Origin of the sequence: Frankia sp. AiPa1 (assembly GCF_023243075.1) — a bacterium.
GTDB lineage: Bacteria > Actinomycetota > Actinomycetes > Frankiales > Frankiaceae > Frankia.
Window position 1 is genome coordinate 25,845 of sequence record NZ_JALKFZ020000195.1, and the last position, 15,151, is coordinate 40,995.

Annotated in this window: 13 protein-coding genes, 1 tRNA gene and 1 pseudogene; 8 read left to right on the forward strand and 7 right to left on the reverse strand. The window is 69.4% G+C overall.

All coding sequences use genetic code 11. The features are described from left to right. Window positions 1-20: 20 nt before the first annotated feature. Window positions 21-1,835: a glycoside hydrolase family 13 protein gene (locus MXD95_RS27480; RefSeq protein ID WP_374122166.1), complete on the forward strand. Its 1,815-nt coding sequence runs from the start codon at window positions 21-23 to the stop codon at window positions 1,833-1,835. Next, window positions 1,814-2,263, forward strand: coding sequence for a globin (locus MXD95_RS27485; RefSeq protein ID WP_285223798.1), 450 nt, complete (start codon window positions 1,814-1,816; stop codon window positions 2,261-2,263). The genes MXD95_RS27480 and MXD95_RS27485 overlap by 22 nt, the downstream gene beginning before the upstream one ends. Before the next feature lie 114 nt (window positions 2,264-2,377). Here MXD95_RS27485 and ettA read toward each other — a convergent pair whose 3' ends face one another. Further along, complete coding sequence (gene ettA, locus MXD95_RS27490; RefSeq protein WP_250643645.1) at window positions 2,378-4,060, reverse strand: energy-dependent translational throttle protein EttA; 1,683 nt, start codon at window positions 4,058-4,060, stop codon at window positions 2,378-2,380. Window positions 4,061-4,288: 228 nt separating this feature from the next. Between ettA and MXD95_RS27495 the strand changes: the two genes are divergently transcribed. Beyond that, complete coding sequence (locus MXD95_RS27495; RefSeq protein WP_250643646.1) at window positions 4,289-5,719, forward strand: DUF1214 domain-containing protein; 1,431 nt, start codon at window positions 4,289-4,291, stop codon at window positions 5,717-5,719. 19 nt (window positions 5,720-5,738) lie between these two features. Here the strand turns inward: MXD95_RS27495 and MXD95_RS27500 are convergent, their stop codons facing one another. Both MXD95_RS27500 and MXD95_RS27505 read right to left on the reverse strand, forming a co-directional pair. Next, window positions 5,739-7,883 carry a DUF7846 domain-containing protein gene (locus MXD95_RS27500; protein ID WP_250643647.1) on the reverse strand — a complete coding sequence of 715 codons (2,145 nt, stop codon included), beginning with the start codon at window positions 7,881-7,883 and terminating at the stop codon, window positions 5,739-5,741. A gap of 328 nt (window positions 7,884-8,211) precedes the next feature. After that, the gene (locus MXD95_RS27505; protein WP_250643648.1) at window positions 8,212-8,826 is read right to left on the reverse strand and encodes a single-stranded DNA-binding protein; all 615 of its coding nucleotides are present in this window, start codon (window positions 8,824-8,826) and stop codon (window positions 8,212-8,214) included. A 460-nt stretch (window positions 8,827-9,286) separates the two neighbouring features. Between MXD95_RS27505 and MXD95_RS27510 the strand changes: the two genes are divergently transcribed. Continuing rightward, the gene (locus tag MXD95_RS27510; protein WP_250643649.1) at window positions 9,287-10,168 is read left to right on the forward strand and encodes an aldo/keto reductase; all 882 of its coding nucleotides are present in this window, start codon (window positions 9,287-9,289) and stop codon (window positions 10,166-10,168) included. A gap of 263 nt (window positions 10,169-10,431) precedes the next feature. After that, window positions 10,432-10,504: transfer RNA gene (locus MXD95_RS27515), tRNA-Arg, on the forward strand. 108 nt (window positions 10,505-10,612) lie between these two features. On the opposite strand, the gene MXD95_RS27520 is transcribed toward MXD95_RS27515, so the two are convergent. The 3 genes and pseudogenes from MXD95_RS27520 to MXD95_RS27530 form a co-directional block, all read right to left on the reverse strand. After that, window positions 10,613-10,930, reverse strand: coding sequence for a tyrosine-type recombinase/integrase (locus MXD95_RS27520; RefSeq protein WP_285223799.1), 318 nt, complete (start codon window positions 10,928-10,930; stop codon window positions 10,613-10,615). A 9-nt stretch (window positions 10,931-10,939) separates the two neighbouring features. Further along, window positions 10,940-11,166: pseudogene (locus tag MXD95_RS27525) on the reverse strand (replication initiator); the annotation flags it as partial. 16 nt (window positions 11,167-11,182) lie between these two features. Next, the gene (locus MXD95_RS27530) at window positions 11,183-11,464 is read right to left on the reverse strand and encodes a hypothetical protein (protein ID WP_250643650.1); all 282 of its coding nucleotides are present in this window, start codon (window positions 11,462-11,464) and stop codon (window positions 11,183-11,185) included. Window positions 11,465-11,689: 225 nt separating this feature from the next. Between MXD95_RS27530 and MXD95_RS27535 the strand changes: the two genes are divergently transcribed. Beyond that, window positions 11,690-12,535, forward strand: coding sequence for a helix-turn-helix domain-containing protein (locus MXD95_RS27535; RefSeq protein WP_250643651.1), 846 nt, complete (start codon window positions 11,690-11,692; stop codon window positions 12,533-12,535). A 5-nt stretch (window positions 12,536-12,540) separates the two neighbouring features. Then, window positions 12,541-13,011, forward strand: a complete 471-nt coding sequence (locus MXD95_RS27540; protein ID WP_250643652.1) for an NUDIX hydrolase — start codon at window positions 12,541-12,543, stop codon at window positions 13,009-13,011. Here the strand turns inward: MXD95_RS27540 and MXD95_RS27545 are convergent. After that, window positions 12,999-13,547 (reverse strand): HD domain-containing protein, encoded by a 549-nt coding sequence (locus MXD95_RS27545; RefSeq protein ID WP_250643653.1) that lies wholly within the window; start codon window positions 13,545-13,547, stop codon window positions 12,999-13,001. The genes MXD95_RS27540 and MXD95_RS27545 overlap by 13 nt on opposite strands. Window positions 13,548-13,833: 286 nt before the next feature. Between MXD95_RS27545 and MXD95_RS27550 the strand changes: the two genes are divergently transcribed. Continuing rightward, a partial coding sequence (locus MXD95_RS27550; protein WP_250643654.1) for an ATP-dependent nuclease occupies window positions 13,834-15,151 on the forward strand: 1,318 nt, incomplete at its 3' end.

The window sequence follows — 15,151 nt, forward strand, 5'->3', positions numbered from 1 at the left end:
ATGGCAGCTCGGATGATTCCATGAAAGATCCGGACTGTGCGGACCACGCCGGCATCCCGCGTATGCCTGGCCGTCCAGAAGACCCACCGGGAGTCCGCCGGGACGCGGGCTGGTGGCGGCGCGCCGTGTTGTACCAGGTGTACGTGCGCAGCTTCGCCGACTCCGACGGCGACGGCGTCGGCGACCTGCCGGGGCTGCGCCGCCATCTGCCGGTGCTCGTCGAGCTCGGCGTCGACGCGCTGTGGATCACACCGTTCTACCGGTCCCCGATGGCCGACCACGGCTACGACGTGGCCGACCATCGCGACGTCGACCCGCTGTTCGGCCGGCTGGCCGACCTGGACGCCCTGCTCGCCGACGCCGCCGCGGCCGGGCTCGCCGTACTGGTCGACCTCGTTCCCAACCACTCGAGCTCCGCGCATCCGGCGTTCGTCGCCGCGCTCGCCGCGCCGCCCGGCGACCCTCTGCGCGCCCGGTATGTCTTCCGCGACGGACGCGGAGCCGATGGGGCGCTGCCGCCCAACAACTGGCAGTCGGTCTTCGGCGGCCCGGCCTGGACCCAGGTCCCCGACGGCCAGTGGTACCTGCATCTGTTCGACGCCGGGCAGCCCGACTGGAACTGGTCGCACCCCGAGGTCCGCGCCGACCACGAGGCGACCCTGCGTTTCTGGCTGGACCGGGGGGTCGACGGGTTCCGCATCGACGTCAGCCATGGCCTGGTCAAGGACACCGAGCTGCGGGACAATCCGCCCGGCCCCGCGCTCGTGCCGGACAGCGGTTATCGCGAGGAGGCTGAGCCACACGTGTGGGACCAGGACGGTGTCCACGAGATCTACCGGACCTGGCGGGCGATCACCGACGGCTACACCGCGCGGGACGGGCGGGCCCGGGTGCTCGTCGGCGAGACCTGGGTACGGGACCCGGTGCGCCTGGCCCGCTACGTCCGCCCAGGCGAGCTGCATCTGACGTTCTCGTTCTCGCTGCTCACCGCGCCGTTCACCGCGCCCGCCTGGCGTGCGGCGATCGATGCCGAGCGGGACGCGCTCGAGGCGGTGGGTGCCGCGGCCACCTGGGTGCTCGCCAACCACGACGTGGTGCGCCCGGCCACCCGGTACGGCGGCGGGGCGGCGGGCGAGCGCCGGGCCCGCGCGGCTCTGCTGACCATGCTGGCCCTGCCCGGGGTCGCCGTGCTCTACCAGGGTGACGAGCTCGCCCTACCGCAGGCCGAGGTGGCGCCGGCCGACCGGCGCGACCCGGTGTGGACCCGTTCCGGGGGTAGCTCGCCGGGCCGCGACGGCGCGCGGGTGCCGATGCCGTGGTCCGGGGACGCGCCGCCGTACGGCTTCACCACCCACGGCGTGCGCCCCTGGCTGCCGCAGCCGGCGGACTGGGCCGGGCGCACCGTCCTGGCCCAGGCGGGCGATCCGATGTCGACCTGGCTGCTCGTACGCGGCGCGCTCGCGCTGCGCCGCGCACTGCCGCATCTGCGGGACGAGACGATGCGCTGGCGCGACGACGTTCCAGCCGGCTGCCTGGCCTTCGACCGGCTGCCACGCCGGGACACGCCCGGCGGGCCCGGTTCCGCAGCTGCGTTCACCGCGGCCGCCGCGACGGCCACTTCGGTGGGGACCGCCGGTATGACGTGTGTGATGGCCGCGGACGGGCCGGTGCGGCTGACGATCTCCGGCCGGCTGGTGCTCGCGAGCGGACCTGTGGGTTATGACGGCGCGGTGCTCGATCTGCCGGCGGACACGACCGTCTGGGTGGCGCCGCCGGCCGATCAGGGACCCACGCGGGCCGGGGCGGCGAGCGGCTGGCGCACAATGGACGGGTGAGCCAGCCTTCCACTCCGGCTTCCACCCCGGCATCGACCCAGGCCCAGCCGCCCACCGTGACCTTCTACGACGCGGTCGGCGGGGAGCCCACCTTCCGCCGGCTGGTCGCACGCTTCTACCAGGGTGTGGCGAACGACCCGGTGCTGCGTCCGCTCTACCCGGACGACGACATGGCCGGTGCGGAGGAACGGCTGCGGCTGTTCCTCATCCAGTACTGGGGCGGTCCCAGCGACTACCAGGAGCTGCGGGGGCATCCTCGGCTGCGGTTGCGGCACGCCCCGTTCGCCATCGGCCCGGCCCAGCGCGACGCCTGGCTCGTGGTGATGCGCGAGGCGGTCGACTCGCTGAACCTGCCGCCCGACCAGTTCGCCACGCTCTGGGAGTACCTGACCATGGCGGCGAACTCGCTGCAGAACCGGCCCGGCTGACGCCCCGACCTCAGTGCCACCGAGCTGAGCAGCACCGGGTCCGAGGGCGCATCGGCCGGGTCGACGGACCTGGCCGGGCCGGGCCCGGGCGTGGGATGCCCGGGCCCGGGACGCTCAGTCGCGGGTGAGTTTGCGGTGGGTGACTCGGTGCGGACGGGCAGCATCCTGCCCGAGGCGTTCGATCTTGTTGGCCTCGTAGTCCGCGAAGTTGCCCTCGAACCAGAACCAGTGGCCCGGGTCCTCCTCGGTACCTTCCCAGGCGAGGATGTGGGTGGACACCCGGTCGAGGAACCAGCGGTCGTGGGAGATCACCACCGCGCAGCCGGCGAACTCCAGGAGCGCCTCCTCCAGTGAGCGCAGGGTCTCCACGTCCAGGTCGTTGGTGGGCTCGTCGAGAAGCAGCACGTTGCCGCCGCGCTTGAGGGTGAGCGCGAGGTTCAGCCGGTTGCGCTCGCCGCCGGAGAGCACCCCGACCGGCTTCTGCTGGTCAGGCCCCTTGAACCCGAACGACGACACCCATGCCCGGCTGGGCAGCTCGGTCTTGCCGACGATGATGTGGTCCAGCCCGTCCGACACGATCTGCCAGACGTTCTTCTTCGGGTCCAGTCCGGCGCGGGACTGGTCGACGTAGGCCATGTCGACGGTGTCCCCGATGACGAGCTCGCCCGCGTCCGGCTGCGCCTGGCCGGTCAGCATCGTGAACAGGGTGGTCTTGCCGACGCCGTTCGGGCCGATGACGCCGACGATTCCACCGCGCGGCAGAGTGAACGAGAGGTTCTCGATGAGCGGAGGCCCGTCGAATCCCTTGGCCAGTCCCCGGGCCTCGATGACCTGGTTACCCAGCCGCGGGCCGGGCGGGATCTGGATGTCCTCGAAGTCGCGGGGCCGGGCCCGGTCCGCCTCGGCGGCAAGCTCCTCATAGCGGGCCAGGCGGGACTTGCTCTTGGTCTGGCGGGCCTTGGCGTTGGACCGGACCCACTCGAGCTCCTGCGCGAGCACCCGACGCCGCTTGGCGTCCTTCTGGCCCTCGACCTTCAGCCGTGCGGCCTTGTTCTCCAGATAGGTGGTGTAGTTGCCCTCGTACGGCAGCGCACGACCGCGGTCGAGCTCGAGGATCCACCCGGCCACGTTGTCGAGGAAGTACCGGTCGTGGGTGACGGCGAGCACGGCACCGGTGTAGCGGGCCAGGTGCTGCTCGAGCCAGGCGACGCTCTCGGCGTCGAGGTGGTTGGTGGGCTCGTCGAGCAGCAGCAGGTCGGGGGCCTCCAGCAGAAGCTTGCACAGCGCGACCCGGCGTCGCTCGCCCCCGGAGAGCAGGGAGACGTCGGCGTCGCCCGGAGGCAGGCGCAACGCGTCCATCGCCTGGTCGAGCTGGCTGTCGAGCTCCCAGGCGTTCGCCGCCTCGATCTTGTCGATGAGCTCGGCCTGCTCGGCGAGCAGGACGTCGAAGTCCGCGTCGGGCGCGGACATCTTCTCGTTGATCTCCTCATAGCGGGCCAGGACGCGCCGGATCTCCTTGACACCGTCCTCGACGTTGCCGCGGACGTCCTTGGTCTCGTCCAGCGGCGGCTCCTGGGCAAGCATGCCCACGGTGTAACCGGGGCTGAGAAGGGCATCGCCGTTACTGGGCTGGTCGATCCCAGCCATGATCTTGAGAAGGGACGACTTCCCGGCCCCGTTGGGACCCACCACCCCGATCTTCGCTCCGGGCAGGAACGACAGGGTCACGTCGTCGAGGACGACCTTGTCGCCGTGGGCCTTGCGCGCTTTGCGCATCTGGAAGACGTACTGCGCCATGTCACCAACCCTAGGCCATGGCGGCGCCGCACTCGACGGCGGTGATCGGCGCTGCGCCCCGAGCAGGGACTGCGCGGCCGGTGATGGGCCCGACCGACCGCTCGCCGTCGGTTTCGCCAGCGGTCTGTCATCGACGCGGCGAGCGGGCGGGAACAGGTGGGTAGCCCTCACCCGGTTGCGGGCACGCAACGTATGACGGCGAACACCTGACGAAACCGGATGGTGGCGATGCCCGGCATACGCGCGAACGATCACCGCTTCGGCCTGGCCGCCGAGGCCTACGTCTTCGGCTATCCGCTGGTGAGCAGTGTGCGTCTCCTGGACCGTTATGCCACCGGCGGGCTCGGCAGCCGCGGGGACACGGGATATCACTACTTCGACCACCAGGGGGAGCTACCCGGACCGCGCTCCGTGTTCGTCAGTCTGGAAGCCGACGTGCTCTCGTCGATCGCCCTGGTGGACCTGGCGGTCGGCCCGGTGATCCTGCGGCTACCGCATGATCCCGAGCCGCCGGTGCTCGTCGTACTCACCGACACGTGGCGCAACGCGTTCGCCTATCTGGGGTCCGGCGGCGTCGCCGACCGCGGCCGGACCAAGGCCCGCCCGGCTGACCAGGCTGACCCATCCGAGAATCCCGGTGGCGCCGAGCGGTCGGGTGCCCCGGGCAGCGGATCCGCGTCGTACGTGCTCGTGCCGCCCGGCTGGACCCGGCAGCTTCCCGCCGGACCCACCCCGCTGGCGGCACCGACCCGGCTGTTGGTCGTGACCGTCAAAATCGCTCTCGATGACCGCGCCGCGGCCGCGCTGGTCCGCCGCCGCCAGGACGAACTGCGTCTGTGTCCCCTCGACCCGCAGGCACCGCAGGCACCCGGGCCGCCACGGTCCCCGCGGTCAGTCTGCGATGACCTGCGGTTCTGGGAGGAGCTGCGGCTCTGGCTGGCCGCGTTCCCGCCTTCCACCGCCGAAGCGGACTATGCCCGCCGGTTCGCCCCGCTCGGCCTGTTCGACGACCCGTCGCCGTACGTGGACCCGGATCCTTCGCTGGCGTGGTCGCTGCGCGGCGGCCTGCGGGCTGGCCGGGACGGCCTGGAGCAGCTGGTGCACGCCGGTCGCGTCCTGCGAAACGGTTGGTCGAGTACGCCCCATGCCCTGGACTTCAACATCGACTTCCTCGGGCCCGGTACCCGCGACGATCCGGCCTGGCGGATCGCGGACCGCCAGCACGGTCGCCTCGCCCGGGCGATCGCCGCCCGCCAGCCGGTCGGTGCGACTCACGGCTACCAGTGCCTGCGGGCGAACTGCCTGTTCGACACGGACGGCCACCGCCTGACCGGCGCGCACCGTTACACGATCGACCTCGCACCGCCGCCGGACGGGGCCAGCTGGACCCTGACCATGCACGACGCCCCCGACTACTATCTGGTCGACAATCCTCTGTGCAGATACTGGCTGGGCAGCCGGGCCCGCGGGCTGCACCACGCCCGGGACGGTTCGGTGCGGCTGTTCCTGCAGTGCGAGCCGCCGCAGGACTCCACCGAGCGGGCCAACTGGCTGCCGGCCGCCGTCGGCGATTTCCGGCCGGACCTGCGCGTCGACTGCCCCGGGCCGGCCGTGCTCGACGACGATTACGCTCCACCGCCCATCCGGCGCGTCGACTGACGGCCGCGACACCTGGTGCTCAGCCGAGGGTGAGGCTCAGCGGCGGGGGCGCTCCCGTCCCGACCTCGCCGACCCGCCCGACCGAACCGAGCACCGTAACCCCGGACGAAGCCACCCGAACCGGGAGGATCTGGCGGTCCACCGTACGGTCACGGCCGCGCGGGTCGGTGGCGACGAGGGCGACGGTGACCGAGGCACCCCGGCCTGCGCGCACGGTACCCGCCGTCACCCGCGGCCCGGCCGCGTTCCCGGGCGAGCCGCCCGCGATGGTGAGGTCGGCCGGTTCGAGACCGTCCGCGTCGACGGAGAGGGTGAACGTGCTGGTGGACCGCGGATCGACCGGAACCGACAGCCGGCGGGTTCCCGCGGTCAGCACGAGCCGGGCAGAGCGCACCGGGCTGGTGACGGCACCGGCGCCGAGCGCGACCCTCACGTGGACCTGCGGGCCGGTGCGGACAGCCAGCCGCTCGAGGCGCGCCGTGGACGGCGAACCCGGTGAGCGGTTGTACGCCGTGGCGAGCCGCAGCAGGTAGGCCGGCCGGTCGGGATGATCCGCCGCGACGGTCAGATCGTCGACACCGCGGGCCGCGGCGTACAGCACCCGGCCATCGAGGCCGGGTCCGTTCGCCGTGACGGGCGACGGATGCCCGAGGAACGCGGGACTGGCCGCGACGAACACGAGCGACCGCCCCGGCAGGCCAGTCACCATGGCGTGGAGATCCTGGTCGTGGCCGGACAGGACGTGGTTGTCCCGCACGGCGCCGGTGAGGATGAATCCGGTCAGCACGGCGACCCCGGTCACGAGCGGGACGATCACCGCCAGGCCGGTCCGCCGCCCGCGGCCGAGGAGCCATCCCGCGCCCGATCCGCACCCCATCGCGCCAAGGTGGACGAGCGGCACGAGGACGGGAACCAGGTAGAACGGCCCGACGTAGCGGATGCCTCCCCAGAGTTCGGCCGCGTTCCACGCTCCCCAGAAGCCGATATACCCGATCAGGAACACCACCCCGCCGAGCCCGAGCATCGCGGCCGGAGCCGGCAGCCGGCGCCGGATCGCGGCGCCGGCCGCAGCCGCGGCGAGCAGGACACCGCCGCAGGCCCACCCACCCAGCAGCCACAGATGGTCCCCGACCGAACGCAGACCGTCGGCGAGCCCGAACTCGTGCAGCCCATCGCCCGGATAGAGCCGACGCCCACCGAAGCCGAGCCGGTCGTCTGGTTCGAGCAGGGCAAACGGCAGACGCAGCGGATTGCCGGTCGCCGCCAGGTTCGTCGCCAGCACGACCACCGCCGGCCCGGCGAGCCCGCAGAGCAACCAGCGAAGCAGCCACCACCGCCGGCCCGCCGACACGGCTACCAGCCACAACGCCAGCGGGCCCAGCAGCAGCACGACGTCGTAAGGACGCACTGCCGCGGCCACCCCAACCGCCGCGCCGGCCACCACGACGGGCCACGCCCGCGCCCGGCGCCGCCCGCGCAGCACCCCCAGGACTGCCACCTGCATGAGGATCAGCGCCGGCAGATAGCTCAGGACCATGGCGCTCTGCAGGATGGCCAGCGGCGAGAGCGCGAGCAGGGACGCGGCCAGCGCCGCCGTCCGCGCCCGACCGGTGAGCTCCAGGCCGAGCAGGTAGGTCACGACGACCGCCGCCGCGGCGATCACGGCGAGTGCCGGGTCGATGCTGCCGGTCAGCAACAGCCCGAGTGCGTAGACCGCCGGGACGAACGGCGTGTACTTCAGGACGTAGTGGCCGTCGACCACCGCGCCCAGCCAGGGCAGGTAGGACTGCGCCGGTGCAGGCGCGGGCGGGAACAGTCGGCCCGAGGCCAGGGTGCGGGCGTGCAGCAGATAGATGCCCTCATCGTTGTTCACCGACAGCAACGGGAACACGGTGTGCCGCAGCACGACCGCGCCGATGGCCGCGCAACCGGCGAGCACCGCCACGTACCAGCCGACGGCGCTCACCCCGGCGACGCGCCCCTGCAGCCAGCCCGCCACCCGCCACCCCACACTTCGCGCCGGCACCACCGGCACCACCGGCACCTCGGGTGACGGTGTGGCCGCGAGTGACAGCTGGTGCCCGGGCTGCGACATGGCCTCGGCCGACACCGACGCTGACGACGCCTGCGATGGGCCTGACACCTGCGACCGCGGCGGCGCCATGGACGTCTCCCCAGCGGTCGCCGGCGCCTGCGGACCCCGCGGAGCCGGCAACGATCGCGACCCGATGCGTTCCCCGCTCTGGCTACCTCCACCGACTCTCGGCCCGGAGCCGTCGTCGTCGTGCCGGATACTCACCTTCGGCACGCTACCGAGCGGCCGCGCCCACGCCCACGCCAGGTTCGACCCGCGCTGGTGCGCCCCCGGGTGCGACTCCCGCCCAGGCATCCGCCTCGAAAGGCGACGGGACCGGCCGCCGCAGCGGAACCGGATGCCGCGGCGCGGCGCGGACCATCCGGCCCGACGAGGTGATTCAGCCCGACGAGGTGGTTCAGAGTCCGGACGCGGCGGCGGACACCAGAGCGTCGGCGCGAGCGCCCTGCCGCCCACCAGCCTCGGTGGAGCGCAGCGCAGTCGGATCCGGCTGCCCGTTCGGCTGATCCGGCAGGCCACCCAGGGGGCCACTACCGGGCGCCCGGGTGTCCTCCAGACCCGGCTCCGCCTCGTGCTCGGTCTCGAGCCCGGTCTCGAGCCCGGTCTCGAGCTCCGGCTCCGGTTCGGATTCCGACCCGGGCGCCGTGCCACGGACTGGACGCTGCGAGCGGGCACCGTGCCACGTCAGTTCGGGTCCGATCGCGTCCGCGTCGATCTCGAACGTGACGCGCTTGTCCCCCTGGTTGGTCTCGAACGAGCGCTGGCGCAGATGACCGAAGACCAGGGCGCGATCTCCCTTGGCCAGGCTCGAGGCGACGTTGTCAGCGAGCTGCCGCCAGCAGGACACCCGCAGGAACAGAGTCGCGCCGTCCACCCAGCGGTTCTCCGACCGGTCGAACCGGCGCGGTGTGGAAGCGAGCCGGAAGCTGCAGACGGACGCGCCGGTCGTCGTCGTCCGGTGCTCCGGGTCGTCCACCAGGTTGCCGACGAGAGTGATGGTCGTGTCAAGCATGGTGCTCCTCGGATCAGGGAGGGGCCCGGTGCCGGATACCGGTTCCCGAGTGGGGTGGTCAGTGGCGCGCCTCCACAGTGCGACATCGGCTCGGGCTGGAGAAGCCCGCACCGCACGGCTGTGGACAACCCGGCGTCGTCCACAGGCAACGCGTCCACGGACGGCGACGCCGTCCCCGACCGGGCCGCACCCCCGGTAGGAACTCGGCGGGGCGGGAACACCGTCCGAGGAGCCGCGGTTGTCGCCGGTGAGACGGCATCGTCACCGGACGCACATGGCCCGCGCGGGAGATGCGGGTCCAGCCAGGCCATCGCCGCGGGATCCAGCAGCATCAGGGATCCCGGGCACCAGGCACCATCGCGAGTCCGCGTACAGACCGGGCCCCGAGAGCACGGCAGCACTAACAGGCCCAGGGCCCGCCTCGCGCGGACCCGTCACACCGTCATCCGGAAGGACATTGATGTCGACGACCACGACCACCAGCGGCACGGACGCCGCCGGGAGCGGCACGTTCCTGCTCGGCGGCGACCTGCCCGTCACCCGCCTCGGGTTCGGCGCGATGCGGATCACCGGCCCGGGGATCTGGGGACCGCCCGCCGACCCGGAGCAGGCCCGCGCGGTCCTGCGCCGAGCGGTGGACCTCGGTGTCACCTTCATCGACACCGCTGACTCGTATGGCCCGGAGGTCAGTGAGGATCTGATCGCCGAGGCGCTGTATCCCTACCCGCAGGGTCTGGTCATCGCCACCAAGGGCGGCCTGACCCGGCAGGGCCCGAACCAGTGGACCCCAGTGGGCCGGCCCGCCTACCTGCGCCAGCAGGTGGAGCTGTCGCTGCGCCGCCTGCGCCTGGAGCGCATCGACCTCTACCAGCTGCACCGCATCGACCCCGACACGCCTGTCGAGGACTCCCTCGGCGAGCTGAAGGCGCTGCAGGAGGAAGGCAAGATCCGCCACATCGGCCTGTCCGAGGTCAACGTGGCCGAGGTTGCCCATGCCCGCGGCATCGTGCCGATCGTCAGCGTCCAGAACCGCTACAACCTGGCCTACCGCGACGCCGAGGAGCTGCTCGACTACGCCGAGAAGGAGAACATCGGTTTCATCCCCTGGGACCCGATCGCCACCGGCCGCCTGGCCCAGCCCGGCGGTGTGCTCGACACCGCAGCCAGGAACCACACCGCGTCCCCCGCCCAGCTCGCCCTCGCCTGGCTGCTGCGCCGCTCGCCGGTGGTGCTACCGATCCCCGGCACCTCGTCGGTCGCCCATCTGGAGGAGAACATCGCCGCCGCCGGCATCACCCTCACGGACGACGAGTTCGCCAACCTGGCCCGCCTCGCCGTCTGACGGCCACTCCCGGCGGACATCAGCCGTCGGGCACCTCCCCATCTGGCACCGCTCGCCGACAACCGTGACCCGTCTGCCACCGCCCGCTCGGGTGGTGGCAGACGGGCAGGTCACCATCACCGTCCAGCGCGGCAGCGCACCCCAAACCCCGCCGTGGGCCGCCGTCTCGACTCTCCGGACGCAGACGTGTCCACCACGTGTCCGGACACGCCCCCTCGCTTGCTACCCTGAGTGCGGCCCGCCCGGTGGGCCCACGCGTCAACGCGCCCGTAGCTCAGTGGATAGAGCGAGTGCCTTCTAAGCACCAGGTCGCAGGTTCGATCCCTGCCGGGCGCACTCCGGGATCAGGCCCACATGCTGCGCCTTTCGATCCCTTCGTCATGTCTGCCGGGGAGCCGAGCTCCCCGAAACCCCTCACGTGTAGCAACCCGGTGTAGCAACGCGTCATGGTTGGGGCCCGCTCAGGTGGCCGTCGAGCTTGCCGAGCGCCCGCCGTTTCTCCCCCATCGAGGCGTGCGCGTAGATCGTCATCGTGTACCTCGATCGCCGAGTGCCAGCGATGTCACGGACGATGTGCGGCGGGACGCCCAAGTCCAGGAGCAGCGTGACACAGGTGTGCCGTAGCCCGTGAAACACCACCCCGTCGAGCCCGGCCGCGCGCCGCAGCGGCATCCAGAACCGACGCAGGTTGTCCGATTCGAGTTCGCCGGCTTCATCGACCGTCAGCAGAAGCTTGCTGGACACGGTGCTCTCCACAATCAGGACGGAAGATCAGGCAGCGCGAGCCGGAGCCGCAGGCGGTCCGGTTGCCGGAAGATGGCTCTCGCCAGCGGCGGCGCGGGCGGCGTCGAGCTGCGCCCGCCAGGCATGGCGTTGAGCGACCGCATGCAACAGCAGGTGTCGCGGCGGGGCCCTGCCGGGTCGCCGGGGCGCAGCATCTACCAGGCGGTCCAGTCCGGGTTCGGCTCATCCCCGATGCCGCCGAGGGCTTCGAGTTGGATGCCTCCGCAGCCGTCATACCGGGCGCCGCCGAACCAGGGAACGCGCCATGAGGCGATCCAGCGGGAGCCGGGAGCCAACCGGTGGCCGCAGCGCCTTCGGAACAACGGGACGCAGCGCGCAAACCTGGTAGTCCTGCCCCCATCGCTGTTCGACCACGAACAGTTCGGCGGCTGCCGGGGTGTCGAAGGGCGCATGGACGTCGAGCACGAGCCGTCCCGGCTCCGGATGGAAGCGCACGACGCCGAACGAGAGCCCGCCGGGGTCGAGCCCGAGGCTCGCACCAAATGTGATCACGTTCCGTCCTCCGGAGTTCATGGCGTGCAGGGATGTCCAAGCCCCTGGCAGACCCGCATCCAGCCGCCGGAGCCGTCGTCCCTTCACCGTCCAGCCAGGACAGAGGTGACGGAAGGGCGCCGGACGTATACGCCCACACTTCCGATCTATACGGAGACCGGATATGCTGCCCGACGTCGATCGAGGACTGACGGTCCTGTACCTACCGTCCGGAGGCGCTTCGTGGTGTCCGTCCGCCGTCCGCTCCCGCAGGCCCCGCCCGATCTCTGGGACCGCCCCGACATGTCCGAGGCGCTCGCCCGCCGCGACATCGGCACCGTCTTCAAGATCTACCGCCAGTGGACCGGCGCCACCCAGACGCAGATCGCCGCCGTCTGCGAGGTCCCGCAGTCGCACGTGAGCGAGATCCAGAATGGCCGCCGTCAGGTCACCAGCCTGGAAATTTTCGAGCGCATCGCCGACGGGATCGGCATCCCGCGCGTCCGCATCGGCTTGGCCGACAAGACGGGGGCCGTGCCAGGCCCGCGGCCGGAGCCGGGCGCCCCGGCCGTCGAGGTGCCAAGCGATGTTGTGCGGGTCTACCCGAGCCGGACCGCCGTGCCCGCCGACCTGTGGCGCGCCCTGTTCGCTGACGCCACGCATCAGGTCGATGTCCTTGTGATCGCCGGCCTGTTCCTTCCCGATGGGCACGCCGACTTCACCCAGGTCCTGCGGCGCAAGGCCGAGAGCGGCGTCAAGATTCGCTACGCGATCGGTGACCCGGAATCCTCCGCTGTCGCTCTTCGCGGCGATGAGGAGGGCATCGGTGAGGGTCTGGCTGCCCGCACGAAGATCACGCTCACGTACCTGGCGGCTCTACGCGACGCGCCCGGGATCGACCTGCGTCTGCACAGCACCACGCTTTACAACTCGATCTACCGTTTCGACGGCGAGATGCTCGTGAACACCCACGTCTTCGGCGCCCCCGCCGCGCACTCGCCCGTCCTGCATCTGCACGCCAGGTCTGGCGGGTTGTTTGACCATTACGCGGCGAGCTTCGAGCGCGTCTGGGCCACGACGGAAGGAGCCTGACACCCGTGGCACGGATCGACTACTTCAACGACCCCAACGCCCCCAAGGCCAACAGCGTCGTCCCCTCCGTCACCGCCGTGGTCACCGACGACGAGCAGCGCATCCTCCTGGTCCACAAGACCGACAACGACCTGTGGGCGCTGCCCGGCGGCGGCATGGATCTCGGCGAGTCCATCACCGATGCCGCTGTCCGCGAAACCAAGGAGGAAACCGGTGTCGACATCGAGGTCACTGGGCTGATCGGCGTCTACACGAACCCGCGGCACGTCCTGGCCTACGACGACGGCGAGGTCCGCCAGCAGTTCTCCCTCTGCTTCACCACCCGCAACCTCGGCGGCGAACTAAGCACCTCCAGCGAAACCAAGGAGGTCAAGTGGGTCGCCCCCACCGACCTCGACTCGCTGAACATCCACCCGTCCATGCGCCTACGGATCGATCACTACCTGGAACACCGCCCGGCACCCTACCTCGGCTGAACCGCCGCCAGCCGCGCCATGGTCCTCTCCACCGACGCTGCCAGGACCGGCCGAGACCGGCTGATCGAACGATGCACGATCGACCCTTCCCCGTACCGGTCGAGGATCTCCGCGATGCGCTCCGAGAAGGTGAACGTCTGCCCCTGGGGCCCTCTGGTCATGTCCACCGTGCACAACGCGTCCATCACCGCCGACTCTTCCAGCTCCCAGGCCGACAGCTCAGCGGTAAGCCCCCGCTCCTCGGCCTCGTACCGGGCGCACGAGTGATGGGCGACCAGCACACACAGCCGCTCCGGCGCGTCCTGGCCGGCCAGGAACCGAGCCCCATCGATGGGGTGGAACCGAAGGTGCCCGATGAGCGGCGCGTACCCGATGTCATGAAGCCAGGCCGCGGCTACCAGCAGGTCCCGCTCTTCCGTAGCGACAGCAGCCGACACCTCACGGGTGGCAGCCGCCACTGCCTGCACATGCCGCCACCGATCCCCCAACGGGCTCAGAAGCTCGCTCGCCAACCGCTCAGCAGCCGCTACCTCCACCCGATCACCGTACGTCCCCAACCACCAGACCGTCAGCACCCGCCGCAGACTGCCGAAACCCCCGATTTAGGATCGAGCACCGCGCCGCGCGGCGGCTGCGCGTGGCGCTGGCGCGCCATGCTCGCCGGCGCGTCGGGAGCTTCGGATGAGGGTGCGTTCCGCGGTTGCGTATGAGCTAAGCCCGCCCAATCACCCACTACGACCACGCTAAACAACGGCCAATTCGGTAATTGTAAACTATATGCGCCCCACGGGGCATCATGACAGGTAACCAATCGGGGGAGATATGCAGGCGAAAGTACTCAAAATACACAACTATCGCAGTATCGTTGACAGTGAAATCGCGCTCACTAGGTACTCTGTCCTGGCGGGCGAAAACAATGCCGGAAAGAGTAATACAATCGCAGCAATCTTGCTATTTTACAAGCAGCTAAAATGGCGGGATAGCGACTCTCCGCAATTTGAGACAAGAGATCAAGAATGCTGGGTGGAGATTAGTTACTCGCTTGAGCCCGTAGAGCATGAGTGGCTACAAAAAGAATACCCCTCGATCGATAATGACCTCCGACTGAGGTTCTACGTAAAAACGCTCGAGAAGTACGGAAATGGAAAATCTCGAGAAGGCCGCTATTTTCCCTACATCGACGGCGAGATAGCAGATAAACCGTTTCCCGAAAGTAAGCTCGGCGCGGGAGGATTGGGGAGGATCATATATATCCCAGCGGTAAGCAGATTGGAGGATCAGGTAAAACTGACAGGCCCATCTCCATTTCGCGAGCTTGTGGGCCTTGTACTGGGAAGTTCGATCGGGATTACCGACGCCTTCGCCACATTGCGCCTCGCCTTTAACGCGTTCGAGCGTCAGCTGCGGCAAGAGACGCAAGGAGGAAGGTCCCTTATTGCACTAGAACAAGAGATAACAGGGGAGCTAAGTTCATGGCAAGGCTCATTCGAGATCGGCGTAAATCAGATTGAGCCAGCCGAGCTGGTAAAGAACTCCGTGCGACCTTATGTGCGAGACCCACATAGCGGAAAGCCCGTGGAACCAGATCAACTGGGCAGTGGCCACCAACGATCTATCATTTTTGCTCTCCTCAAACTTTCGTCACGCTACAAAGCAGACCAGGCATTCGAGCAAGATTCCAGCCGTAGCGACACGCCACTGAGTCTCACCTGGCTCCTTTTTGAGGAGCCAGAAACATTTCTTCACCCGATACAAATCGACTCCCAGTATCGAAGCCTGGTGGATCTTGCCAAACTTGAAGGTCATCAGGTCACCGTCACCACTCACAATCCGGCATTCTTGAGTCGATCGATGGAAGATCTTTCTTCTCTCGTGCGAGTGCATAGACAAGACTCGGGCACGCAAGCACGGCAAGTCACACAGGAAGATCTTCGCCTAATATTTCAGGACAATCAGACCATAAACGCAGCGTGGAAGGCCGCTAGGGTGGGAGTGGCAGAAGACGATCTGACGCTGGAAATGGAGAGCATTAAATACTCTCTATGGCTCAATCCGCAGCGAGCAGCCGCTTTCTTCGCTCGAAAAGTGGTTATTGTAGAGGGTCCCACCGAGGTTGCGGTTATAAACTACCTCATAGATT